Here is a 23,435-nt window from a genome sequence, read left to right as displayed (position 1 = left end):
ACACCGCATGAACCCCTCACGCCTCTTCATCGAGCGCCCGGTCGCCACGGCGCTGCTGATGCTGGCCATCCTGCTGTCCGGGCTGGTGGCGTACCGGCTGCTGCCGCTGTCGGCGCTGCCCGAGGTCGACTACCCGACCATCCAGGTCACCACGCTCTACCCCGGCGCCAGCCCCGACGTGATGACCTCGTCGGTAACAGCGCCACTGGAGCGCCAGTTCGGCCAGATGCCGGGCCTGAAGCAGATGTCGTCGTCCTCGTCGGGCGGCGCCTCGGTGATCACGCTGCAGTTCGAGCTGACGCTGCCGCTGGACGTGGCCGAGCAGGAGGTGCAGGCCGCCATCAACGCTGGCAGCAACCTGCTGCCATCCGACCTGCCGATGCCGCCGGTCTACAGCAAGGTCAACCCGGCCGACGCGCCGATCATGACCATCGCCATGACCTCGGACACCATGCCGCTGCCCAAGCTGCAGGACATGGTCGACACGCGCGTGGCGCAGAAAATCTCGCAGATCCAGGGCGTGGGCCTGGTCACCATCAGCGGCGGTCAGCGCCCCGCGGTGCGCATCCAGGCCAACCCGACCGCGCTGGCCTCGCTGGGCATGTCGATCGACGACCTGCGCACCGCCATCGGCGCCTCCAACGTGAACGGCGCCAAGGGCAGCTTCGATGGCCCGGCACGCGCCTCCACCATCGATGCCAACGACCAGCTGCGCTCGGCCGACGAATATCGCCAGATCATCCTGGGCTACAAGAACGGCGCGCCGATCCGCATCACCGATGTGGCCGAGATCGTCGACGGCCCCGAGAACAGCCGCCTGGCGGCCTGGGCCAATGACAAGCCCGCGATCGTGCTGAACATCCAGCGCCAGCCGGGCGCCAACGTGATCGAAGTGGTGGACCGCATCAAGGCGCTGCTGCCGCAGCTGCAGAACGCGCTGCCGGCCTCGGTCCACGTGCAGCTACTGACCGACCGCACCACCACCATCCGCGCCTCGGTCGAGGATGTGCAGTTCGAGCTGCTGCTGGCGATCGCGCTGGTGGTGCTGGTGATCTTCCTTTTCCTGCGCAATATACCGGCCACCATCATCCCGGGCGTGGCGGTGCCGCTGTCGCTGGTGGGCACCTTCGGCGTGATGTACCTGGCCGGGTTCTCGATCAACAACCTAACGCTGATGGCGCTTACGATTGCCACCGGCTTCGTGGTTGACGATGCGATCGTGATGATCGAGAACATCATGCGCTACATCGAGAAAGGCGATTCACCGATGGCGGCGGCGCTCAAGGGTTCCAAGCAGATTGGCTTCACCATCATCTCGCTGACCTTCTCGCTGGTGGCGGTGCTGATCCCGCTGCTGTTCATGGGCGATGTGGTCGGGCGCCTGTTCCGCGAGTTCGCGATCACGCTTGCGGTGTCGATCCTGATCTCGGCGGTGGTGTCGCTGACGCTCACGCCGATGATGTGCGCGCGCCTGCTGCACCATGTGCCGGAAGAGAAGCTGTCGCGCTTTCACCGCGCCAGCGGCCGCTTCTTCGACAACGTGATCGACCGCTACGGCCGCGCGCTGGAGTGGGTGCTGGACCGCCAGAAGGCCACGCTAGTGGTGGCCGTGGCCACGCTGGTGCTGACCGTGCTGCTGTACCTGCTGGTACCCAAGGGCTTCTTCCCGGTGCAGGACACCGGCGTTATCCAGGGTATTACGGAAGCCGCCCAGACCACCTCGTTCGACGCCATGGCGCGCCGGCAGCAGGCCGTGGCCAAGGTGGTGATGCAGGACCCGGCCGTGGCAAGCCTGTCGTCGTTTATCGGCGTGGACGGCACCAACACCACGCTCAACGCCGGGCGCATGCTGATCAACCTCAAGCCCAAGGGCGAACGCGATCCGATCGAGGTGGTCACACAGCGGCTGCAGCAGGCGGTGCATGACCTCGGCGGCGTGTCGCTGTTCACGCAGCCGGTGCAGGACCTGACCATCGAGGACAAGGTCTCGCGCACGCAGTACCAGTTCACCGTGGAGGATCCGGATCCCGAGACGCTGGCAACATGGGTGCCAAAACTGGTGGAACGCCTGCGCCAGGAACCCGAGCTGCGCGATGTCACCAGCGACCAGCAGAACAACGGCCTGCGCGCCTATGTCGATATCGACCGCGACGCCGCGGCGCGCTTCGGCATCACCACCGCGGTGATCGACAGCGCGCTGTACAGCGCCTTCGGCCAGCGGCTGGTGTCGACCATCTTCACGCAGGCGAGCCAGTACCGCGTGGTGCTGGAGACCATGCCGGAATTCCGCAAGAACCCGCAGTCGCTGGCCGACCTGCGCCTGCCCTCCTCTTCCGGCGGGCAAGTGCCGCTCGGCTCGTTTGCGCGCATCACGGAGCGCACCGGCCCGCTGGTGGTCAACCACCAGGGCCAGTTCCCGGCGGCGACGATCTCGTTCAACCTCGCGCACGGCGAATCGCTGGGCGCCGCGGTCGACAAGATCACCAAGGTGGAACACGAACTGGGCCTGCCGATCTCGATGCAGACCAGCTTCCAGGGCGCCGCGCTGGCCTTCCGCGCGTCGCTGTCGAACACGCTGTGGCTGATCCTGGCCGCGGTGGTGACGATGTATATTGTGCTGGGCGTGCTGTATGAAAGCACCATCCACCCGGTCACCATCCTGTCGACACTGCCGTCTGCCGGCGTGGGCGCGCTGCTGGCGCTGCTGGTGGCGGGCCAGGACCTGGGCATCATCGCGATCATCGGCATCATCCTGCTGATCGGCATCGTCAAGAAGAACGCGATCATGATGATCGACTTCGCGCTCGAGGCTGAGCGCGAGGGCGGCATGAAACCGCGCGACGCGATCTTCCAGGCCTGCCTGCTGCGCTTCCGCCCGATCCTGATGACCACCATGGCGGCCCTGCTGGCGGCGCTGCCGCTGATGCTGGGCTCGGGCATCGGCAGCGAGCTGCGCCGGCCGCTGGGCGTGACCATGGTGGGCGGCCTGCTGGTCAGCCAGGTGCTGACGCTGTTCACCACGCCGGTGATCTACCTGGCCTTCGACCGCATCGCCACGCGCGTGAAGGGCTGGCGCAAGCGGCGCTTCGGCGATCCGGAGGAAGGCGGTACCGGCGAGGAGCCGGTGTAACGATGAATCTCTCGGCTGCCTTCATCCACCGCCCCGTCGCGACCGCGCTGCTGACGCTCGGCATCCTGCTGGCGGGACTGGCCGCGCTGCGGCTGCTGCCGGTGTCGCCGCTGCCGCAGGTGGATTTCCCGACCATCTCGGTATCGGCGTCGCTGCCGGGTGCGAGCCCGGAAACGATGGCCGCCACCGTGGCCACGCCGCTCGAGCGCGCGCTCGGCACCATCGCCGGCGTGACCGAGATCACGTCGAGCAGCTCGCTCGGCTCCACCCGGGTGACGCTGCAGTTCGACCTGTCGCGCAATATCGACGGCGCCGCGCGCGACGTGCAGGCGGCGATCAACGCCTCGCGCGCGACGCTGCCGACCAGCCTGCCCAACAACCCGACCTACCGCAAGGTCAACCCGGCCGACGCGCCGATCATGATCATCGCGCTGACCTCGCCGACCATGACGCGCGGGCAGCTGTACGACGCGGCCTCGACCATCCTGGCGCAGAAGCTGTCGCAGGTCGATGGCGTGGGCCAGGTCACCATCGGCGGGGCCTCGCTGCCGGCGGTGCGGGTGGAGCTGAACCCGACTGCGCTGAACCACTACGGCATCTCGCTGGAGGACGTGCGCAACACCATCAGCGCTACCAATGCCAACCGGCCGCTGGGCACGCTGGAGAACGCCGCCAACAACTGGCAGGTCTATGCCAACGACCAGGCGATGAAGGCGGAAGACTACATGCCGCTGATCATCCGCTATGCCACGCCGGGAACCTTCTCGTCGACGTCGGCGGGCGCGCTGATTGCCAGCACGGCCAACGCCGCCGCTAGCGGCGGCGTCAGCACCAAGGTGGTCAACGGCGTCACCGTGACCACGCTGACCACCAGCAGCGGCACCACCACCATCACCAGCGGCGCCACCGGCGGCACCAGTGCCACTAGCGGCCCCAACTCGTTCGCGGTGCCGGTGCGGCTGCACGACGTGGCCAATGTGGTCGACTCGGTGCAGGACATCCGCAACGCCGGTTCGGCCAACGGCAAGCCGTCGGTGCTGCTGGTGCTGAACCGCTCGCCCGGCGCCAACATCATCGAGACCGTCGACCGCGTCAACGAGATGCTGCCGAACCTGCAGAAGATGATCCCGGCGGCAATCTCGATGAACGTGATGATGGACCGCACGCCCACCATCCGCGCCTCGCTGCGCGAGGTCGAGCACACGCTGATGATCTCAGTGGCGCTGGTGATCATGGTGGTGTTCGTGTTCCTGCGCAATGTGCGCGCCACCTTGATCCCCAGCGTGGCGGTGCCGGTGTCGCTGATCGGCACGTTCTCGGTGATGTACCTGGCCGGGTTCTCGCTGAACAACCTGTCGCTGATGGCGCTGACGATTGCCACCGGCTTTGTGGTCGACGATGCCATCGTGGTGCTGGAAAACATCTCGCGCCATATCGAGGAAGGCATGAAGCCGCTCGCCGCCGCGCTGCGCGGTGCGCGCGAAGTGGGCTTCACGGTGCTGTCGATGAGCCTGTCGCTGATCGCGGTATTCATCCCGCTGCTAATGATGGGCGGCATTGTCGGCCGCCTGTTCCAGGAGTTCGCGATCACGCTGTCAGTGGCGATCCTGGTATCGCTGGTGGTGTCGCTGACCACCACGCCGATGATGTGCGCGCGCCTGCTGCGCCCGCCCGAGCCGGAGAAGCAGAGCCGCTTCTTCCGCGCCACCGAGCGCATGTTCCAGTGGCTGCACGACGGCTATGCGCGCTCGCTGTCCACGGCGCTGCGCTTCAGCCCGCTGGTGTGGCTGGTGCTGATCGCCACCATCGCGCTGAACGTGTACCTGTACGTGATCGTGCCCAAGGGCTTCTTCCCGCAGCAGGACACCGGCCGGCTGATCGGCTTTATCCGCGCCGACCAGGCCACCTCGTTCCAGGCCATGCGCGGCAAGCTCGACAACTTCATCACCATCGTGCGGTCGGATCCGGCGGTGGAGAACGTGACCGGCTTTACCGGCGGCTCGCAGCGCAATACCGGGCAGATGTTCGTCACGCTCAAGCCGCTGTCGGAGCGCAAGGAATCGGCCGACGCGATTATCGCGAGGCTGCGCGGCAAGCTGGCCAAGGAGCCAGGCGCGAGCCTGTTCCTGCAGTCGGTGCAGGACATCCGCATCGGTGGGCGGCAGAGCAGTTCGCAATACCAGTTCACGCTGCAGTCAGACGACCTGGAGGTGCTGCGCGCGTGGGAGCCCAAGGTGCGCGCCGCGTTGTCGAACCTGAAGGGGCTGGAGGATATCGACACCGATACCAACGACAAGGGCCTGCAGACCTCGGTGATCATCGACCGCGACGCGGCCTCGCGCCTGGGCGTGACCGCGCAGCAGGTGGATGCGGTGCTCAACGATGCCTTCGGCCAGCGGCTGGTGTCCACCATCTACCATCCGCTGAACCAGTACCGCGTGGTGATGGAGCTGAGCCAGGAGTACCTGCAGGGGCCCGATGCGCTCAAGGACATCTACGTGGTCACCGGCAACGGCAACCGCGTGCCGCTGGCGGCCTTCGCGCGCGTAACCCCGACCAGCACGCCGCTGGGCGTGAACCACCAGGGCCAGTTCGCGGCCTCGACGATCTCGTTCAACCTGGCCGAGGGCATGTCGCTGTCGCAGGCGACCGACGCGATCACGCGCGAGATGGCGCGCATCGGCGTGCCGGAGACGCTGCGCGCCAACTTCCAGGGCGGCGCCAAGGCGTTCCAGGACTCGCTCAAGAGCCAGCCGATCCTGATCCTGGCGGCGCTGATCACGATCTATATCGTGCTGGGCGTGCTGTATGAAAGCTACGTGCACCCGCTGACGATCCTGTCGACGCTGCCCTCGGCGGGCGTGGGCGCGCTGCTGGCGTTGCTGGCATCGAAGACCGACTTCAGCATCATCGCGCTGATCGGCGTGATCCTGCTGATCGGTATCGTCAAGAAGAACGCGATCATGATGATCGACTTTGCCATCGATGCCGAACGGCGCGAGGGGCTGTCGCCGCGCGACGCGATCTACCGCGCCTGCCTGCTGCGTTTCCGCCCGATCCTGATGACCACCATGGCCGCGCTGCTGGGCGCGGTGCCGCTGGCGATCGGCCGCGGCGACGGCGCAGAGCTGCGCGCGCCGCTGGGCATCTCCATTGTCGGCGGGCTGGTGGTAAGCCAGCTGCTGACGCTGTACACCACGCCGGTGGTCTACCTGACGCTGGACCGCTGGCGCCTTAAGGTCAAGGCCTGGCGCCAGCGCCGCCGTGGTACTGGCACGCCGGACCAGCCGGCCACCGTCTAGATTTGCGAAGACTCGACATGACAGTTCTTTCCCGCTTCCTGACCCATGCCCTGCCGGTGCCGCTGGCCTGCGCCCTGCTGCTGGCCGGCTGCGCCGTCGGCCCCGACTACCAGCGCCCCGATGCGCCGGTCTCCGCATCCTTCAAGGAAGCCGATGCCGCCACCCCTGCCTGGAGCGGCGACTGGAAGCCCGCCGAGCCGCAGGATGCGCTGGCACGCGCCGACTGGTGGACCGTGTTCGGCGATGCGCAGCTCGACGCGCTGATGTCCGAGGTGCAGATCTCGAACCAGAACATCAAGGCCGCCGAGGCGCAGTACCGTCAGGCCGTGGCCGCGCTGCAGGCGGCGCGCGCCGGCTTCTTCCCGATCGTCGACGCGCAGGCCGGGGCGTCGCGCGCGCGCGGCGCCAGCGGCAATACGCTCAACGGGCAGAGCGTGACGCTGGGCGCAACCTGGGAAATCGACGTCTGGGGCCGCGTGCGGCGCCAGGTGGAAAGCAGCGAGGCCAGTGCACAGGCCAGCCAGGCCGACCTGGCCTCGACGCTGCTATCGACCCAGGCGACGCTGGCGCAGAGCTACTTCCTGCTGCGCGTGGCCGATGCGCAGAAGGCCCTGCTGGACCGCACCGTGGCCGATTACCAGAAGTCGCTGCAGCTGGTGCAGAACCAGTATGCGGCGGGCACCGCGCAGCGCTCGGACGTGCTGCAGTCAGAGACCCAGCTCAAGAGCGCGCAGGCGCAGCAGATCGACATCCAGATCACGCGCGCGCAGCTGGAGCACGCCGTCGCCGTGCTGGTGGGCAAGCCCCCCGCGGCGCTGACGCTGGGCGCCGACGACTTCCGCACCGCGCCGCCGCGCGTGCCGGCCGCGGTGCCGTCGCAACTGTTGGAGCGCCGCCCCGACATCGGCGCGGCCGAGCGCCGCATGGCCTCGGCTAATGCGCAGATCGGCGTGGCGCAGGCAGCCTACTACCCGACCCTGTCGCTGTCGGCCAGCGGCGGCTTGACCGCCAGCACGCTGGCGCGCTGGATGTCGCTGCCGGACCGGATCTGGTCGATCGGCGGCGGGCTGGCCGGCACGCTGTTCGACGGCGGCCTGCGCAGCGCGGCCAAGGCGCAGGCGGTGGCGGCCTACGACCAGACCGTGGCCAACTACCGCCAGACCGTGCTGGGCGCGTTCCAGGAAGTCGAGGACAACCTCGCCGCGCAGCGGCTGTTGGAACAGGAAGCGGTGGTGCAGAACGACGCGCTGCGCTCGGCGCGCGAGGCGCTGGCGCTGGTGAACAACCGCTACCGCGCCGGCACCGCTGGCCTGCTCGACGTGCTGACGGCGCAGACCAGCGCCTACACCGCCGAGCGCACCGCACTGTCGATCGCCGGCCGCCAGTACACGGCGGCGGTGGTGCTGATCAAGGCGCTGGGCGGCGGCTGGCATGCGCCCGGCGCGGAGGCTACGCCGGCACAGGCCGGTACGAACCAGGCCGTCAGCCAGCGCTAGCCGCCGGGGCGCGCGGCAGCGGCTGTTGGCAGATGCGCTCGCGCAGCCAGGTGGCGGCCTTGCCCAGCGGCCGCTGCTTGTGCCAGACCAGTTCCATCGCCACCGGCCAGTCCTGTTGCTGGAATGCCAGCGGCGGCGTCACCAGCCGCGCCGCGGCCGGTGAATTGGCCACCACGTGCCACGGCACGAAGGCCCAGCCCAGCCCGCGCTTGACCAGCTCCACGATCACCCACTGGCTTTCCACCCACCACACGTCCGCGGCCACGCGCAGGCGCATCTTCTCTTCGCTGTCTGAGCGGGTTGCGACCATCAGCTGGCGGTAGCGCTTCAGTTCCTCCCAGTCCACGCGCTGGCCGGCCAGCGGATGCTCGGGCGCGCACAGGATCTGCATCGGCACCCAGCCCAGCGCATGGAAGCCCAGCGCCGGCGGCAGCACCTCCTGCCGCCACATGATGCCGAGGTCGGCGCCGCCTTCCAGCACCAGTCGGCTGACGTCCTCCATCAACGGAAACAGCAGCTCAAGCTCCACCGCCGGGAAGCGGCTGGAAAATTCTTCCAGCAGCATGCCCAGCGTCTCTTCCGGATAAAGCTCGTCCACCGCCAGCACCAGCCGCGTCTCCACGCCCTCGCCCAGGCTCTTGGCCACGCCGCGGAAGTGTTCGCAGCGCTCCAGGATCACGCGCGCCTCGGCCAGCAGCCGCTCGCCCGCGGGAGTCAGTACCGGGTAACGGCCGGCGCGGTCGAACAGCGCGTTGCCGGCGTCGATTTCCAGGTTGGACACCGCCGCGCTGACCACCGACTGCGCCTTGCCCAGCCGGCGCGCGGCGGCCGAGAACGAACCGGTGTCAGCCGCCGCGACGAATGCCTGCAATTGCTCGATGGAGAGGCTCATAAATAACTTTCAATGTTTATCCATCTGTTTTGCAGATAGTATCCAACTTGGCAATCCCTACCCAGCAGATAGACTAGCTCCCATCGCGTTTGACACGCAAGGAGAACAACGATGCGCAAGACCTGGGACCGGATTCGCCACGCCATCGGCTTCGAGGTGGTCGGCCTGCTGATTTTCGCGCCGGTGGCCAGCCGGGCCTTCGGCTATGAACTGCATGAGATGGGCGTGATCGGCGCGGTCGCCTCGCTGATCGCCACCGGCTGGAACTACCTGTACAACGTGCTGTTCGACAAGGGCATGCTGCGGTTCACCGGCCAGCTGCGCAAGTCGCTGCCGGTGCGCGTGCTGCACGCCGTGCTGTTCGAACTGGGCCTGCTGGTGGTGTTCCTGCCGTCGGTGGCCTGGTACCTGGGCATCAGCCTGTTCGACGCGCTCATCATGGACCTCGCCGTGGCCGGCTTCTACATGGTCTACGCGCTCGTGTACAACTGGCTGTACGACCTTGTCTTCCCGGTGCCTTCGCTGCAGGCACAAGCCAAGCCGGAAGGCGCCGCGCTCGGCTGAGCGCGGGTTTTTCCTGACCCCGGAGGCGTCACTCCGGGGACTTCCCCGTCTTGCCGCGACCGGTCGAATTGTTATACTCCATAACAAATCCAATTCGACCGGAGGCAGCGCGCCCGCGCTTGCGTACCGGCGCATCCTGCACGCGGGGGAGACAACATGAAGATCGCAATCGCCGGTGGCGGCATCGGCGGACTGACGCTGGCGCTGCTGTGCCAACGCCACGGCATCGAGGCCGAGGTCTGGGAGGCCAGCGAAACGCTGCGCCCGCTGGGCGTGGGCATCAACCTGCTGCCGCACGCCGTGCGCATCCTGTCCGAGCTGGGACTGCGCGACGCGCTGGCGGATATCGCCATCGAGACCTCGTCGCTCTCCTACTACAACAAGCGCGGCCAGCGCATCTGGCATGAGCCACGCGGGCTGGCGGCCGGTTATGACTGGCCGCAGTTCTCGATCCATCGCGGCGAATTCCAGATGCTGCTGCACCGTACCGTGGTGGAGCGCCTGGGCGCCAGCGCCGTGCATACCGGCCATAGCTTCGAGACCGTGCTGGACACCGGCACGGGCGGACAGGCGCGCTTTGGCCTGCGCCGCCGCAGCGACAATGCCGAGGTCGAAGCCAGCGCCGATGTGCTGGTCGGCGCCGATGGCATCCACTCGGCTGTGCGCCGCCACTTCTACCCCACCGGCGACCTGCCGCGTTTTTCGCGCCGCCTGCTGTGGCGCGCGGTCACCGAGGCGCCGCCCTACCTGGACGGGCGCTCGATGTTCATGGCCGGGCACCAGGACCAGAAGTTCGTGGCCTATCCGATCTCGGAACCGCTGCGCCGCCAGGGCCGCTCGCTGGTCAACTGGATCGCCGAGCTGCGCGTGCCCGACAGCGTTCCCGACACCCCGCCGCGCAGCGACTGGAACAAGCAGGTCGACAAATCCGTGTTCTGCGCCGCGTTTGCCGACTGGAAGTGGGACTGGATCGACATCCCCGCGCTGATCGACGGTGCCCAGGCGATCTACGAATTCCCGATGGTCGACAAGGACCCGCTGCCGCGCTGGACCTTCGACTGCGTCACGCTGCTGGGCGACGCCGCGCACCCGATGTACCCGATCGGCTCGAACGGCAGCGCCCAGGCCATCCTGGACGCGCGCTACCTGGTCGACAGCCTGCTCGGCACGCCCGACACCGGCTACGCGCTGCGCGAATACGAGGCCGAGCGCCTGCCGCGCACCGCCGGCATCGTGCTGCGCAACCGCATGAACGGGCCCGAGCAAGTGATGCAGCTGGCCGAGGAACGTGCGCCGCAGGGCTTTGCCGACATCGACCAGGTGATCCCGCGCGCCGAACTGGAGGCGATTTCGCTGCGGTACAAGCAGCTGGCGGGATTCGACCGGCAGTCGATGCAAGGCAACCGGTAGGATCCGGCAGGTTTGACATGCAGAACAAGACCATCGAGAGAGGAGACACCATGGCGCCCCTGACCACCACCAAGCTGGCCCGCCTCGCGCTGGCCGCGGCCCTCGCCTTCAGCGCCGGCAGCGCGCTGGCCGACATCACCGTCGGCGTCAGCCTGTCCACCACCGGCCCGTCGGCGTCGCTGGGCATCCCGCAGAAGAACTCGCTGGCCTACCTGCCGCAGAAGATCGGCGGCGAGGCGGTGCGCTACATCGTGCTGGACGATGCGTCGGACCCCACGCAGGGCGCCAAGGTGGCGCGCCGCTTTGTCTCCGAGGACAAGGTCGACATCATCCTGGGCTCGTCCGCGGTGGCGCCGTCGATCGCCATTGCCGAGGTGGCCGATGAAGCCCAGACCGTGCAGCTGGCGTTCTCGCCGATTGAGCTCAAGCCCGGGCGCGGCGCCTGGACCTTCCGGCTGGCGCAGCCGGTGCGGCTGATGGCCAATGCCGTGGCCGCCACCGCCAAGACCAACGGCGTCAAGACCATCGGCTTTATCGGCTTTGCCGATGCCTACGGCGAGACCTGGCTGAAGGACTTCACCGCCGCCGCCAGTGCCAACGGCATCCGCCTGATCGCCACCGAGCGCTACGGCCGCGCCGATACCAGCGTGACCGCGCAGGCCATCAAGCTGATTGCCGCCAAACCCGACGCCATCCTGATCGCCGGCGCCGGCACCGGCGCCGCGCTGCCGCACACCACGCTGCGCGAGCGCGGCTACGGCGGCACCATCTACCACACCCACGGCGCGGCCACCAAGGACCTGATCCGCATCGGCGGGCGCATGGTCAATGGCGCAATCCTGCCGGCCGGGCCGGTGATCGTGCCGGAGCAATTGCCCGCGGGCGACCCGGTGCGCAAGCCGGGGCTGGACTACGTCACCCGCTATGAGAAGCAGTACGGCGCCGACAGCCGCACCCAGTTCGGCGCCCATGCCTACGACGCCGGGCTGGTGCTGGAGCGCATCGTGCCGGTGGCGCTCAAGCATGCCAAGCCGGGGACGCCGGCGTTCCGCCAGGCGCTGCGGCAGGCGCTGGAGACCGAGCGCGACATCGTGGTCTCGCACGGCGTGCTGAATTACAGTGGGCAAGACCACTATGGCTTCGACCAGCGCGGGCGAGTTATGCTGACCATCGACAACGGCAACTGGAAACTGCTGAAATGAATCCCGACGCATCCGGCACACCGCCCGCCGCGCCCCCGCGCCCGCGCAGCACCACCGCCGCGTCCGCGCGGCGCAAGGCGCGGGACCCGCTCGCGCCGGATCCGGCCGCAAGCGCCGGTGCCGATGCCGGTTTCGACCCGCATGTGCCGAATATCGACTATGGCGTGCTCGACAACCTGATCGGCTACGCCATCCGCCGCGCGCAGATCCGCATCTATGAAGACTTCGTGCTGTCACTGGCGCAGTGGCAGATCACGCCACCGCGCTTTTCGGCGCTGATCATCATCTCGCGCAACCCGCACCTGAAGCTGACCGAGCTGGCGCAGATCCTCGGCATCGCCCGCTCCGGGGCGGTGCTTCTGGTCGACGCGCTGGAAGAGATGAACCTGGTGGCGCGCCGCCCGGCAGCCGGGGATCGCCGCGCCTACAGCCTGGTGCTGACGGCAGCCGGCCGCCGCACGCTGGAAGCCGCCACGCAGGCGGTGGTGGCGCATGACGCGCACGTCGGCTCGGCGCTGACCGATACCGAGCAGGTCACGCTGAAGTCGCTGCTGGCACGGCTGGCGCCGCCGCGCGCCGGCTGAGGGCAGCCGGCAAGACTGTCATCCGCCTGCCAGCGGCCATGCGTTAACATGGCCGCCATGCCAAGAACAATCGCCGCGCCTACCGCATCGCGACCCGGCGCCCTGCTGCGCCGCCTGTCGCCACTGCTCTCGCCCATTCTTGCCGCCGTGCTGCTGGCCGGCGGTCCCGCACTCACCCCGGCGCAAGCCAAAGCCCCCGCCAAGGCGGCCAAGGCAGCCAAGACTGCCACCGCCGCAAAAGCCGCTGCCGATCCCGCACTGGTGAGCGCCGGCGTGCCGGCCCCGGTGGCCGCGGCGCTGCGCCGCGCCGGCGTGCCGGCCTCGGCCGCCAGCTTCTACGTGGTCAAGCTGGGCGCGGGCACCGCCCGCGCCAGCTGGAATGCGCAGCAGCCGATGAATCCGGCCTCGACCATGAAGCTGGTCACCACCTTTGCCGGGCTGCAGCTGCTGGGGCCCGACTACCGCTGGCAGACCTCGCTCTACGCCGATGCCCAGCCCGGCTTCGACGGCACCGTCAACGGCAATGTCTACCTGCGCGGCCACGGCGACCCCAAGCTGGTGCCCGAGGAAATGGCTAAGCTGGTGGCGAAGGCACGCGCCGCGGGCGCCACCGGCATCAACGGCGACCTGGTGCTGGACCGCAGCTACTTTGCCGATGGCCTGGACGGCAACGGCACCATCGACGGCGAGGTGCAGCGCGCCTACAACGTCGGCCCGGATGCACTGCTCTATGCGTTCAAGACGCTGTCATTCACGCTGACGCCGGACCCGGCCAGCCAGACCGTGGCAGTCAGCGTCACGCCCGAGCTGGCCCAGCTCAAGCTGGACAACCGGCTGACGCTGACCAACGGCCGCTGCGGCGACTGGCAGTCCAGCGCCAGCCCGAGCGTGCTGCCGCAGGCGGACGGCACCGTGCTGGCGTCGTTCTCGGGCAACTATGCCAGCGACTGCGGCGAGCACGTGCTCAATATCGCCACGCTGTCGCACGCGGAATTCACCTGGGGCGGCTTCGTCGCCGAGTGGCAGCGCGCCGGCGGGCGCTTTGCCCATCTGCCCGGGCTGCGCAGCGGCAAGGTGCCGCGCGGCGCGGTGCTGCTGGCGCGCCACTACGGCCTGCCGCTGGCGGACATCGTGCGCGACATCAACAAGTTCTCGAACAACGTGATGGCACGCCAGCTGTTCCTGACCATCGGCGCCGAAATGGACCGCGGCGGCCCGGCCAGCACGGCCCGCTCGACCCGCGTGGTGCAGCGCTGGCTGGCGCGCCAGGGGCTGGACATGCCCGGCCTGGTGCTGGACAACGGCTCGGGCCTGTCGCGCGAGGAACGCATCAGCGCCTATGACATGGCGCGCCTACTGCAGCAGGCCGCGGCCAGCAACGTGGGGCCGGTGCTGATCGATTCGCTGCCGGTGCTGGGCGTCGACGGCACGCTGCGCAACCGCCTGACGCGCGCCAACGCGGCCGGCAACGGCTACCTGAAGACCGGCACGCTGGCCGACGTGCGCGCGCTGGCCGGCTATGTGGATGCTGCCGACGGCGGCCGCTACGTGGTGGTCAGCATGATCAACCATCCCAACGCCGCGCAGGCGCTGGAAGCACACGACGCCCTGCTGCAATGGGTGTACCGCGGCGCACCCTGAGTCCGCGCCGGGCGGGCTGCGGCGCGGCACCGTGGCCTGGCGCCAACGCCGCGGCCGCATTTTGTTAAGCGGACACTTACCAGCGCCCGATCCGCCCCTATAATGCCAGGGTGCCGGCCGCGTCCTGCGGCGGCAGCCTTCCGGGCCGGCCCTCGGCCCCGGGCCTGCATTGCCCCCTCGCCCTCTGACATGACTTCCCGACAACCCCCGGTGTGGTTGCGCCTCTGGCATCGCTTCGCACCCGCCGAACGCGCCGGCTTTATCGACGGCGCGCGCTACTTTGCCCCGTCCCTGCCCGCGGTCTTCTCCTGGGGCCTGGTGACCGGCGTGGCGATGAGCAAATCCGTGATGACCGTGCCCGAAGCCATCGGCATGTCGCTGCTGGTCTACGCCGGCTCGGCGCAGTTGGCGGTGCTGCCGCTGTTCGCCGCGGGCCTGCCGCTGTGGACCATCTGGCTGACCGCGGCCGTGGTCAACCTGCGCTTCGTGATCTTCAGCGCCGGCATGCAGCCGCACTTCAGCTACATGCCGCTATGGCGGCGCACCATCCTGGGTTCTTTCAACGGCGACCTGCACTTCGTCTACTTCCTGCAGAAATACAGCACGCCCGGCTACGAGCCCGGCAAGGAAGGCTATTTCTGGGGCATGGCGCTGACCAACTTCTGCATGTGGCAGCTGTCGTCGATCATCGGCATCGTGCTGGCCAGCCTGTTCCCAGACAGCTGGGGCCTGGGGCTGGCGGGCACCATGGCGCTGATCCCGGTGATGATCGCCACCATCAACTCGCGCTCGACGCTGCTGGCAGTGGTGGTGTCGGCGGTGCTGGCACTGCTGTGCTTCGACTTGCCGTACCGCCTCAGCCTGGTGGTGGCGGTGGTGGGCGCGATTGCCGCCGGCATGGCCAGCGACGACCTGGCCGCGCGCGCGGCGCTGCGCGGCATCCGCCGGCGCAAGCCCAAGGTCCCCGAGATCACCAACGCCGCCGCGCCGGAAACGCCGCCGGGAGACCGCGCATGAGCCATCTTGAAATCTGGATTGCCATCCTTGGCATGGCGGTCGTCACCATCGTCACGCGCGCGCTGTTCCTGATGGCCGGCGAGCATGTCACCGTGCCGGACCGCATCGCGCGGGCGCTGCGCTATGCGCCGGCCGCGGCGCTGGCGGCAATCATCCTGCCGGACCTGATGACCTGGCAGGGGCATTTCACGGTGGCGTTTTCCAACGACAAGCTGATGGCCGGGATTGCGGCCACGTTGTTCTACCTGCTGACCCGGAAGATGGTGGGGATGATTATGGTGGGGATGGCCGTGTATACGGCGTTGCGCTTGCTGGGGGGGTAAGGGACCCTCACCCCTCGAACGCCGCCGCCGCCCGCTCCAGCCGATCCCGCACCCCGGCCCAATCCTGCCCTACAGGCAGCACCTCGAACATCAGCTGCGTATAGCCCTGCTTGTCGAGCTTGCGCAGCAAGCGGTAAAGCTCACGCGCGTAAGCCGCCGCATCCGCAGGCGCCTGCACCCAGGTGCACCGCTGGTCCACCAGCGGCGCCCGGCCGACCCACACCACGCGTGCATCGTCCGGCAGCGAGGCCAGCTGCGCCGAAGCCGCTTGCGCATCGGCCAGTAGCAGCGGTGTGTGCGGCGCGTAGTGGGCCTTGAGCGTGCCTGAGGCCCGCGGCGCAGCCGCATCAGGCGGCAGCGGGGCCGCGCCCAGTACCTGCGCCATCATCGCCGCGGTAATCGCGCCCGGCCGCAACAGCACCGGGCCGATGCCCTGGTCCAGCCGCGACAGGTCGACGATGGTCGATTCGATACCGACCTCCACGCCATCGCCTTCCAGTACATAGACCGCATCGCCGAATTCATCGCGCACATGCTGCGCGGTGGTCGGGCTGACCTGGCCGAACTTGTTGGCCGACGGCGCGGCAATGCCGCCGCGGCCGCGCTTGAAGCGCGCCAGCAGCGCCTGCGCCACGGGGTGAGACGGGCAACGCACGCCGATGCTGTCCTGGCCGCCGGCGACGGCCGAATGGATATGCGCGGCGCGCTTCAGGATCAGCGTCAGCGGGCCGGGCCAGAAGGCGTCGATCAACTGCTGCGCGGCCTCGGGGACCTCGTCGGTCCAGTAGCCGATATCGGCACCGTCCACCACGTGGACAATCACCGGATGGTTCGACGGCCGGCCCTTCAGCGCGAAGATGCGGGCGACCGCCTCGGGGTTCTCGGCGTCCGCACCGAGCCCGTAGACGGTTTCGGTGGGAAAGGCGACCAGTTGCCCGGCCTCGAGCAGGCGGACGGCTTCGTCCAGTTCAGCGGCCGTGGGCATTCGCGGCGACATCGTGTTCCTTGGAGCTATGGCTTCAGAGCGGGATATGCAGCGCCCGCGCGGCGGCGGCAAAGGCGGCGGCAGCCGCTTCGGCATGCTCGCCCACGCAGTTGACGTGGCCCATCTTGCGCGACGGGCGCGCATCGCCCTTGCCGTAAAGGTGCAGCTTGGCACCAGGTTGCGCCACCACCTCGTCCCACGACGGCGTGCGCTCCAGGCCGAACTCGAACCACACGTCGCCCAGCAGGTTCAGCATCTTGCCGGCCGAGTGCTGGCGCGTGCTGCCCAGCGGCAGCCGCGCCATGGCGCGCACCTGCTGTTCGAACTGGCTGGTCTCGCACGCATCCATGGTGATATGGCCGGAGTTGTGCGGACGCGGCGCCATCTCGTTGGCGACCAGCGAGCCGTCGGTCAGCACGAAGAACTCGATGCACAGCACGCCGACGTAGCCCATCTCGGTGGCGATGGCAGCGGCTGCGGCACGCGCGCGGTCGGCGATCTCAGGCGACACGCTGGTCGACGGCATTTCCGTCGAGAACAGGATGCCGTCGCGGTGCACGTTCTCGGCCAGCGGCCAGGTGGCAGTGGAGCCGTTCGCGGCACGCGCGGCCAGCACCGAGACCTCATAGGCCAGCGGCAGCATCTGCTCCAGCACGCACGGCACGTGCTGCATGGCGTTCCAGGCGGCGCGCACGTCGTCGCGCGTCTTCACGCGCGCCTGGCCCTTGCCGTCATAGCCCATGCGCGCGGTCTTGAGGATGCCGGGCAGCACGTGGTCGGGCAGCTGGTCGACATCGGCATCGTGCTGGATTACCCAGTGAGGGGCCGGCGACACGCCGGTGCGCTCGGCGCACGCGGCAAAGAACTTCTTCTCGCCGATGCGGTTCTGCGCAATCGACACACAGTAGCCGCGCGGCGCGACAAAGGCGCCGAGTTGCTCGAGCCGGTCCAGCGACAGCGACGGCACGTTCTCGAACTCGGTGCTTACCGCCTGGCACAGCTTGCCCATCTCGGCGAGCGCGGCCTCGTCGGTGTATTGCGCACAGATATGCTTGTCCGCCACCGAGCCGGCCGGGCTGTCCTGGTCCGGATCGAGCACGCATACGCGATAGCCCATCGCCTGCGCCGCATGCGTGAACATGCGGCCGAGCTGGCCGCCGCCCAGCATGCCGAGCCACGCGCCGGGCAGGATGGGCGCGTCGGGACGGTCGACGCCGAACTCGGCGCGCGATTCCGGCGTGTGGGCTTCGGAGAGGTAGGGATGGATATCGGTAGGCATTGCTAGGTTCCGTGGGATGTCCGGATGATTACAGCGGCAGCGTCATCGCGCGCGCGGCTTCGGTCTGCTTCGCGCGGAACGCTTCCAGCGCGCCGGCCAGCGCCTCGTCGGTGGTGGCCAGCGTGGCGATCGCGTGCAGCGCGGCATTGGCGGCACCGGCCTCGCCGATGGCAAAGGTGGCTACGGGCACGCCCTTGGGCATCTGCACGATCGACAGCAGGGAATCCTCGCCGCGCAGGTACTTGGACGGCACCGGCACGCCGAACACCGGCACGATGGTCTTGGCGGCGATCATGCCGGGCAGGTGCGCGGCGCCGCCGGCCCCGGCGATGATGGCGCGGATGCCGCGGCTGCGCGCGCTCTCGGCATAGCGGAACATGTCATCCGCCATGCGGTGCGCGGACACCACCTGGGCTTCGAACGGCACGCCGAAATCCTTCAGCATGGCCACTGCGTGCTGCATCACGTCCCAGTCGGAACTGCTGCCCATCACCACGCCGACCAGCGGCTTGTCTTGCTTGCTCACTTTGTCTGTTCCTTCGTTGGCCGTTCCCGCACGCGCGGGAACGGCGCCCTGCATTACTGCAGTTCTTCGCCCGTCAGGCGCGTCAGCGCATCACGGTACTTGGCGGCGGTCTTTTCGATCACGTCGTCCGGCAGTTGTGGCGCCGGCGCGGTCTTGGGCCAGGGCTGGCCGTCGATGCGCACGGCTTCCAGCCAGTCGCGCACGAACTGCTTGTCGAACGACGGCGGGTTGGTGCCCACCTGGTACGAATCGGCCGGCCAGAAGCGCGACGAATCGGCGGTCAGCACTTCGTCCATCAGCGTCAGCACGCCATTGTCGTCCAGGCCGAACTCGAACTTGGTATCGGCGATGATGATGCCGCGCGTGGCGGCAAACTCGGCCGCTTCCTTGTACAGGCGGATCGAGATCTCGCGCATCTGGCGCGCCAGCGCGATGCCGATGCGGGCCTCGACTTCGCCGAACGAGATGTTCTCGTCGTGCTCGCCCATCTCGGCCTTGGCGGCCGGGGTGAAGATCGGCTCGGGCAGCTTCTGCGCGTTCTGCAGGCCGGCGGGCAGTTCGATCCCGCACACCTTGCCGGTGGCCTGGTAGTCCTTCCAGCCGCTGCCGGCGAGGTAGCCGCGCACCACGGCTTCGACCAGGATCGGCTTCAGGCGCTTGACCACCACGGCGCGGCCCTTGACCTGCTCCACTTCCTCCGGCGCGACCACGGTCTCGGGCGCGATGCCGGTCTCGTGGTTCGGCACGATGTGCGCGAGCTTGCGGAACCAGAAGTTCGCCATCTGGTTCAGAACGCGGCCCTTGTCAGGGATCGGCTCGCCCATGATGACGTCGAACGCCGACAGGCGGTCGGTGGTGACGATCAGCAGCTTGTCATTGCCGACGGCATAGTTGTCGCGCACTTTGCCGTGGCCCAGCAGCGGCAGCGAGTTGATGGAGGACTGGTAGAGAGCGTTGGACATGTTGGTTCCGATAAAACGGCGAAGCCGCCGGGCGCTGGATGCGTGCCGCGGCGGCCGGAACTGCAATCCGCCTTCCCCTTGCGCGGAAGGCGGACTAGGGACATTTACTGCACGACCTGCGACAGCTTGCCCGCCTTGTACTGCTGCGCGATGTCGGTCAGGCCGATCGGCTTGATCTTGCTGGCCTGGCCTTCGCAGCCGAAGGCGATGTAGCGCGCCTTGCACACCTGCTTGGCGGCTTCGCGGGCCGGCTTCAGGTATTCGCGCGGGTCAAACTTGCTCGGGTTCTCGGCGAAGAAGCGGCGGATCGCGCCGGTCATGGCCAGGCGGATGTCGGTGTCGATGTTGATCTTGCGCACGCCGTACTTGATCGCTTCCTGGATTTCCTCGACCGGCACGCCGTAGGTTTCCTTCATGTCGCCGCCGAACTTGCGGATCTCTTCCAGCAGCTCTTGCGGAACGGACGACGAGCCGTGCATCACCAGGTGGGTGTTGGGGATGCGAGCGTGGATTTCCTTGATGCGGCTGATCGCCAGAATGTCGCCGGTGGGCTTGCGCGTGAACTTGTAGGCGCCGTGCGAGGTGCCGATGGCGATGGCCAGGGCGTCCAGCTGGGTGGCCTTGACGAAATCGGCGGCCTGCTCCGGATCGGTCAGCAGCATGGAGTGATCCAGCACGCCGACGGCGCCGATGCCGTCTTCTTCGCCGGCTTCACCGGTTTCCAGCGAACCCAGGCAGCCCAGTTCGCCTTCCACGGTCACGCCGACGGCGTGGGCCAGCTGCACCACCTTGCGGGTGACGTCGATGTTGTAGTCGTACTCGGCCGGGGTCTTGCCGTCTTCGCGCAGCGAGCCGTCCATCATCACCGACGAGAAGCCCAGGTCGATCGCGCCCTGGCAGATCGCCGGCGACTGGCCGTGGTCCTGGTGCATCACGACCGGAATATGGGGATAAGCCTCAACGGCGGCTTCGATCAGGTGGCGCAGGAAATGCTCACCGGCGTATTTGCGCGCGCCGGCCGAGGCTTGCATGATCACCGGTGCGTTGACCTCGTCAGCGGCCTGCATGATGGCCTGCACTTGCTCGAGATTGTTGACGTTGAAGGCCGGCAGGCCGTAGCTGTTCTCGGCCGCGTGGTCCAGCAGCTGGCGCATCGATACGAGTGGCATGTCTAACTCCTAATAAAAAATGGGGTGTCTTCCGCGTATTCTTCTAATCGGCGCTTACGCAGTGAATCGACTTACGTAGCGCATCGCCCGTGCCTGCCGGCGCCGTCAGCCCTGCGCATTCCGCGCTGGCGCTCCGTCCGGCATGGCACGCATTGCCTCATCTCACTTTCAGCTGCCCACCCTGACGATTTTCAGGGTATTGGTGCCGCCCGGCTGGCCCATCGGCTCGCCAATGGTCAGCACGATGAAATCGCCGCGCTGCACCACGCCCTGGGCCAGCAGCAGTTCTTCTGCCTGCTCCAGCGCGGTGTCGCGGTCGGCGCTGGACTGCAGCGGCAGCGGCACCACGTTGCGGTACAGCTGCATCTTGCGCTGCGAGGCCAGGTTGGGCGTCATCGCATAGATCGGCACATGGATACGGTGACGGCTCATCCACAATGCGGTGGCGCCGGAATCGGTCAGCGCGGCAATCGCCTTCACCTGCAAATGATAGGCCGTGAACAGCGCACCCATCGCCACCGACTGGTCGATGCGCGAAAAGGTCTGGTTCAGGAAATCGGTGTCGAGCTGCACCACCTCGGACTTCTCGGCTTCGATGCAGACCGCGGCCATGGCCTCGACCGTCTCCACGGGGTAGCGGCCCGCCGCAGTTTCGGCCGACAGCATCACCGCGTCGGTGCCGTCCAGCACGGCGTTGGCCACGTCCGAGACCTCGGCACGCGTGGGCACAGGGTTGATGATCATGCTCTCCATCATCTGGGTGGCGGTGATGGTCAGCTTGTTGGCCTCGCGCGCCAGCTTGATCATGCGCTTCTGCAGCGCCGGCACGGCGGCATTGCCCACCTCCACGGCCAGGTCGCCACGCGCCACCATGATGCCGTCGGACGCCTGCAGGATCTCTTCCAGCACGCCCGGGCGGATTGCCTCGGCGCGTTCGATCTTGGCGATCATGCGGGCCTTGTGGCCGTGCGGCTGGCCGGCCACGGCGGCCAGCTGGCGCGCCATTTCCATGTCAGTGGCGTTCTTGGGAAAGCTGACGGCGACGTAGTCGGCGCCCAGGGCCATGGCGGTCTTGATATCGTCCATGTCCTTGGCTGTCAGCGCCGGCGCCGACAGCCCGCCACCCTGGCGGTTGATGCCCTTGTTGTTGGACAGCTCGCCGCCCACGCGCACGGTGGTGAAGATCTCACTGCCGAGCACGCGGTCCACCACCAGCACGATCAGGCCGTCGTTGAGCAGCAGCAGGTCGCCCGGGCCGACGTCGCGCGGCAGGTCCTGGTAGTCCAGGCCGGCGCGCTGCTCGTTGCCGAGCTGGCAGCTCGAATCCAGGATGAACGGGTCGCCCGCCTTGAGCGTAATCTTGCCGTGCTCGAACTTGCCGACGCGGATCTTGGGACCCTGCAGGTCGGCCATGATGGCGACCTCGCGCCCGCATGCCTGCGCGGCTTCACGCACCAGGCGGGCGCGGTCGAGATGGTCCTGGGCGGTGCCGTGCGAAAAATTCAGCCGCACCACGTCGACCCCCGCCGCGATCATGCGGGTCAGGATTTCCAGCGAGCTGGAGGCGGGGCCGATGGTGGCGACGATCTTGGTGGAACGAGTCATGCGCGGAATTCCTGGTTCAGGGCCCCGGCAACACCGCCGGGCCCGGCGGATGCGTCAGCCTGCGGCGCGCTGCTCCAGCACTTCGAATGCGGGCAGCTTCTTGCCTTCCAGGAATTCCAGGAACGCGCCGCCGCCCGTGGAGATATAGCCCACGCGGTCGGCGATGCCGTACTTGGCAATGGCCGCCAGCGTGTCGCCACCGCCGGCGATCGAGAACGCCTTCGATTCAGCGATGGCCTGGGCCAGCACCTTGGTGCCGTTGCCGAACTGGTCGAATTCGAACACGCCCACCGGGCCGTTCCAGACGATGGTGCCGGCGGCCTTGAGCTGCTCGGCCAGCATCGCGGCGGTCTTGGGGCCGATGTCCAGGATCATGTCGTCGTCGGCGACGTCCTTGACGTCCTTGACGGTGGCCGCGGCGGTGGCGCTGAATTCCTTGGCGCACACCACGTCGACCGGGATCGGCACCGAGGCGCCGCGGGCGGCCATGATGTCGATGATGGTCTTGGCGTCGCCGACCAGGTCGGCTTCAGCCAGCGACTTGCCGATCTTCAGGCCGGCGGCCAGCATGAAGGTATTAGCAATGCCGCCGCCGACGACCAGGTTGTCGACCTTGTCGGCCAGCGACTTCAGGATGGTCAGCTTGGTCGAGACCTTGGAGCCGGCCACGATTGCCACCAGCGGACGCGCCGGCTGGCCCAGCGCCTTGCCCAGCGCGTCGATCTCGGCGGCCAGCAGCGGGCCGGCGCAGGCGATCGGGGCGTACTTGGCGATGCCATACGTGGTGGCTTCGGCGCGGTGGGCGGTGCCGAAGGCATCGTTCACGTAGACGTCACACAGCTTGGCCATCTTCTGGGCCAGTTCGTCGCTGTTCTTCTTTTCGCCTTTGTTCACGCGGCAGTTTTCCAGCAGCACCACCTGGCCCGGCGCCACCTCGACGCCGTCGACCCAGTTCTGCACCAGCTTGACCGGCTTGCCCAGCAGTTCGGACAGGCGCGTGGCGATCGGCGCCAGCGAATCTTCGGGCTTGAACTCGCCCTCGGTCGGGCGGCCCAGGTGGGAGGTGACCATCACCGCGGCGCCGCCAGCCAGGCAGGCCTCGATGGCCGGCACCGAGGCACGGATGCGGGTGTCCTCGGTGATGTTGCCGGCGTCGTCCTGCGGCACGTTCAGGTCGGCGCGGATAAACACCCTCTTGCCGGAGATTTTGCCTTGGGAAATCAGGTCGGAAAGACGCAGGACAGAGGTCATGGCGATGGATGGCGCGAGATTTCGCTGAAATTCGGGGAAACGGGCATTTTACCTGATCGTGGTCAACGCTTTGCCGATTCCGGACCGTTACGCGCTT

18 protein-coding genes are annotated in these 23,435 nt (G+C 67.9%); 10 read left to right on the top strand and 8 right to left on the bottom strand.

Features of this window, described 5'->3' with window-relative positions; translation table 11 throughout:
• Positions 1–7 precede the first annotated feature (7 nt).
• From AC3WL8_RS34320 to AC3WL8_RS34310, 3 genes are read left to right on the top strand one after another with little or no spacing between them, the layout of a single operon-like run.
• Positions 8–3,130: an MdtB/MuxB family multidrug efflux RND transporter permease subunit gene (locus AC3WL8_RS34320; protein WP_211980753.1), complete on the top strand. Its 3,123-nt coding sequence runs from the start codon at positions 8–10 to the stop codon at positions 3,128–3,130.
• A 2-nt stretch (positions 3,131–3,132) separates the two neighbouring features.
• Positions 3,133–6,432 (top strand): efflux RND transporter permease subunit, encoded by a 3,300-nt coding sequence (locus AC3WL8_RS34315; protein ID WP_492379743.1) that lies wholly within the window; start codon positions 3,133–3,135, stop codon positions 6,430–6,432.
• Between the two features lie 17 nt (positions 6,433–6,449).
• Positions 6,450–7,928: an efflux transporter outer membrane subunit gene (locus AC3WL8_RS34310; RefSeq protein WP_492379742.1), complete on the top strand. Its 1,479-nt coding sequence runs from the start codon at positions 6,450–6,452 to the stop codon at positions 7,926–7,928.
• On the opposite strand, the gene AC3WL8_RS34305 is transcribed toward AC3WL8_RS34310, so the two are convergent.
• Positions 7,915–8,820 carry a LysR family transcriptional regulator gene (locus AC3WL8_RS34305; protein ID WP_013955660.1) on the bottom strand — a complete coding sequence of 302 codons (906 nt, stop codon included), beginning with the start codon at positions 8,818–8,820 and terminating at the stop codon, positions 7,915–7,917. The genes AC3WL8_RS34310 and AC3WL8_RS34305 overlap by 14 nt on opposite strands.
• 111 nt (positions 8,821–8,931) lie before the next feature.
• Between AC3WL8_RS34305 and AC3WL8_RS34300 the strand changes: the two genes are divergently transcribed.
• From AC3WL8_RS34300 to AC3WL8_RS34270, 7 genes are all read left to right on the top strand, one after another.
• Complete coding sequence (locus AC3WL8_RS34300; protein WP_492379741.1) at positions 8,932–9,384, top strand: PACE efflux transporter; 453 nt, start codon at positions 8,932–8,934, stop codon at positions 9,382–9,384.
• Positions 9,385–9,540: 156 nt separating this feature from the next.
• The gene (locus AC3WL8_RS34295; protein ID WP_492379740.1) at positions 9,541–10,794 is read left to right on the top strand and encodes a flavin-dependent oxidoreductase; all 1,254 of its coding nucleotides are present in this window, start codon (positions 9,541–9,543) and stop codon (positions 10,792–10,794) included.
• A 50-nt stretch (positions 10,795–10,844) separates the two neighbouring features.
• Positions 10,845–11,996, top strand: coding sequence for an ABC transporter substrate-binding protein (locus tag AC3WL8_RS34290; RefSeq protein WP_194946887.1), 1,152 nt, complete (start codon positions 10,845–10,847; stop codon positions 11,994–11,996).
• On the top strand, positions 11,993–12,580 hold the full coding sequence (locus AC3WL8_RS34285) for a MarR family winged helix-turn-helix transcriptional regulator (RefSeq protein ID WP_013955656.1): 588 nt from the start codon (positions 11,993–11,995) through the stop codon (positions 12,578–12,580). Before AC3WL8_RS34290 ends, AC3WL8_RS34285 begins: the two co-directional genes overlap by 4 nt.
• A gap of 48 nt (positions 12,581–12,628) precedes the next feature.
• Positions 12,629–14,221 carry a D-alanyl-D-alanine carboxypeptidase/D-alanyl-D-alanine endopeptidase gene (gene dacB, locus AC3WL8_RS34280; RefSeq protein ID WP_492379739.1) on the top strand — a complete coding sequence of 531 codons (1,593 nt, stop codon included), beginning with the start codon at positions 12,629–12,631 and terminating at the stop codon, positions 14,219–14,221.
• A 189-nt stretch (positions 14,222–14,410) separates the two neighbouring features.
• On the top strand, positions 14,411–15,238 hold the full coding sequence (locus AC3WL8_RS34275; RefSeq protein WP_013955654.1) for an AzlC family ABC transporter permease: 828 nt from the start codon (positions 14,411–14,413) through the stop codon (positions 15,236–15,238).
• Complete coding sequence (locus AC3WL8_RS34270; RefSeq protein ID WP_013955653.1) at positions 15,235–15,561, top strand: AzlD domain-containing protein; 327 nt, start codon at positions 15,235–15,237, stop codon at positions 15,559–15,561. Before AC3WL8_RS34275 ends, AC3WL8_RS34270 begins: the two co-directional genes overlap by 4 nt.
• Positions 15,562–15,568: 7 nt before the next feature.
• Here the strand turns inward: AC3WL8_RS34270 and AC3WL8_RS34265 are convergent, their stop codons facing one another.
• The 7 genes from AC3WL8_RS34265 to AC3WL8_RS34235 all read right to left on the bottom strand — a co-directional run bounded on the left by AC3WL8_RS34265 (position 15,569) and on the right by AC3WL8_RS34235 (position 23,338).
• Positions 15,569–16,558, bottom strand: a complete 990-nt coding sequence (locus tag AC3WL8_RS34265) for an L-threonylcarbamoyladenylate synthase (protein ID WP_013955652.1) — start codon at positions 16,556–16,558, stop codon at positions 15,569–15,571.
• 22 nt (positions 16,559–16,580) lie between these two features.
• Positions 16,581–17,825, bottom strand: a complete 1,245-nt coding sequence (locus tag AC3WL8_RS34260; protein ID WP_211980747.1) for a 5-(carboxyamino)imidazole ribonucleotide synthase — start codon at positions 17,823–17,825, stop codon at positions 16,581–16,583.
• A gap of 28 nt (positions 17,826–17,853) precedes the next feature.
• The gene (gene purE, locus AC3WL8_RS34255) at positions 17,854–18,351 is read right to left on the bottom strand and encodes a 5-(carboxyamino)imidazole ribonucleotide mutase (RefSeq protein WP_010812195.1); all 498 of its coding nucleotides are present in this window, start codon (positions 18,349–18,351) and stop codon (positions 17,854–17,856) included.
• Positions 18,352–18,404: 53 nt separating this feature from the next.
• Positions 18,405–19,313: a phosphoribosylaminoimidazolesuccinocarboxamide synthase gene (locus AC3WL8_RS34250; protein WP_492379738.1), complete on the bottom strand. Its 909-nt coding sequence runs from the start codon at positions 19,311–19,313 to the stop codon at positions 18,405–18,407.
• A gap of 104 nt (positions 19,314–19,417) precedes the next feature.
• Complete coding sequence (fba, locus tag AC3WL8_RS34245; protein ID WP_211980745.1) at positions 19,418–20,482, bottom strand: class II fructose-bisphosphate aldolase; 1,065 nt, start codon at positions 20,480–20,482, stop codon at positions 19,418–19,420.
• Between the two features lie 168 nt (positions 20,483–20,650).
• Positions 20,651–22,087: a pyruvate kinase gene (pyk, locus tag AC3WL8_RS34240; RefSeq protein WP_211980744.1), complete on the bottom strand. Its 1,437-nt coding sequence runs from the start codon at positions 22,085–22,087 to the stop codon at positions 20,651–20,653.
• Between the two features lie 54 nt (positions 22,088–22,141).
• Entirely contained in the window at positions 22,142–23,338 is a 1,197-nt protein-coding gene (locus AC3WL8_RS34235; protein ID WP_211980743.1) for a phosphoglycerate kinase, read from the bottom strand.
• Positions 23,339–23,435: the final 97 nt, after the last annotated feature.

The sequence above is a fragment of the Cupriavidus sp. FW305-F7 genome (genome assembly GCF_058782875.1).
This window is presented reverse-complemented; position numbering and strand designations above follow the sequence as displayed.

What these genes read in the sequence shown, in the direction of transcription:
- dacB (WP_492379739.1), top strand. Translation starts at nt 12,629, where the DNA reads ATGGCCGCCATGCCAAGAACAATCGCCGCGCCTACCGCATCGCGACCC.
- AC3WL8_RS34285 (WP_013955656.1), top strand. Translation starts at nt 11,993, where the DNA reads ATGAATCCCGACGCATCCGGCACACCGCCCGCCGCGCCCCCGCGCCCG.
- AC3WL8_RS34290 (WP_194946887.1), top strand. Translation starts at nt 10,845, where the DNA reads ATGGCGCCCCTGACCACCACCAAGCTGGCCCGCCTCGCGCTGGCCGCG.
- AC3WL8_RS34270 (WP_013955653.1), top strand. Translation starts at nt 15,235, where the DNA reads ATGAGCCATCTTGAAATCTGGATTGCCATCCTTGGCATGGCGGTCGTC.
- AC3WL8_RS34305 (WP_013955660.1), bottom strand. Translation starts at nt 8,820, where the DNA reads ATGAGCCTCTCCATCGAGCAATTGCAGGCATTCGTCGCGGCGGCTGAC.
- pyk (WP_211980744.1), bottom strand. Translation starts at nt 22,087, where the DNA reads ATGACTCGTTCCACCAAGATCGTCGCCACCATCGGCCCCGCCTCCAGC.
- AC3WL8_RS34250 (WP_492379738.1), bottom strand. Translation starts at nt 19,313, where the DNA reads ATGTCCAACGCTCTCTACCAGTCCTCCATCAACTCGCTGCCGCTGCTG.
- AC3WL8_RS34300 (WP_492379741.1), top strand. Translation starts at nt 8,932, where the DNA reads ATGCGCAAGACCTGGGACCGGATTCGCCACGCCATCGGCTTCGAGGTG.
- AC3WL8_RS34275 (WP_013955654.1), top strand. Translation starts at nt 14,411, where the DNA reads ATGACTTCCCGACAACCCCCGGTGTGGTTGCGCCTCTGGCATCGCTTC.
- AC3WL8_RS34235 (WP_211980743.1), bottom strand. Translation starts at nt 23,338, where the DNA reads ATGACCTCTGTCCTGCGTCTTTCCGACCTGATTTCCCAAGGCAAAATC.
- AC3WL8_RS34295 (WP_492379740.1), top strand. Translation starts at nt 9,541, where the DNA reads ATGAAGATCGCAATCGCCGGTGGCGGCATCGGCGGACTGACGCTGGCG.
- AC3WL8_RS34260 (WP_211980747.1), bottom strand. Translation starts at nt 17,825, where the DNA reads ATGCCTACCGATATCCATCCCTACCTCTCCGAAGCCCACACGCCGGAA.
- AC3WL8_RS34315 (WP_492379743.1), top strand. Translation starts at nt 3,133, where the DNA reads ATGAATCTCTCGGCTGCCTTCATCCACCGCCCCGTCGCGACCGCGCTG.
- AC3WL8_RS34265 (WP_013955652.1), bottom strand. Translation starts at nt 16,558, where the DNA reads ATGTCGCCGCGAATGCCCACGGCCGCTGAACTGGACGAAGCCGTCCGC.
- AC3WL8_RS34310 (WP_492379742.1), top strand. Translation starts at nt 6,450, where the DNA reads ATGACAGTTCTTTCCCGCTTCCTGACCCATGCCCTGCCGGTGCCGCTG.
- AC3WL8_RS34320 (WP_211980753.1), top strand. Translation starts at nt 8, where the DNA reads ATGAACCCCTCACGCCTCTTCATCGAGCGCCCGGTCGCCACGGCGCTG.
- fba (WP_211980745.1), bottom strand. Translation starts at nt 20,482, where the DNA reads ATGCCACTCGTATCGATGCGCCAGCTGCTGGACCACGCGGCCGAGAAC.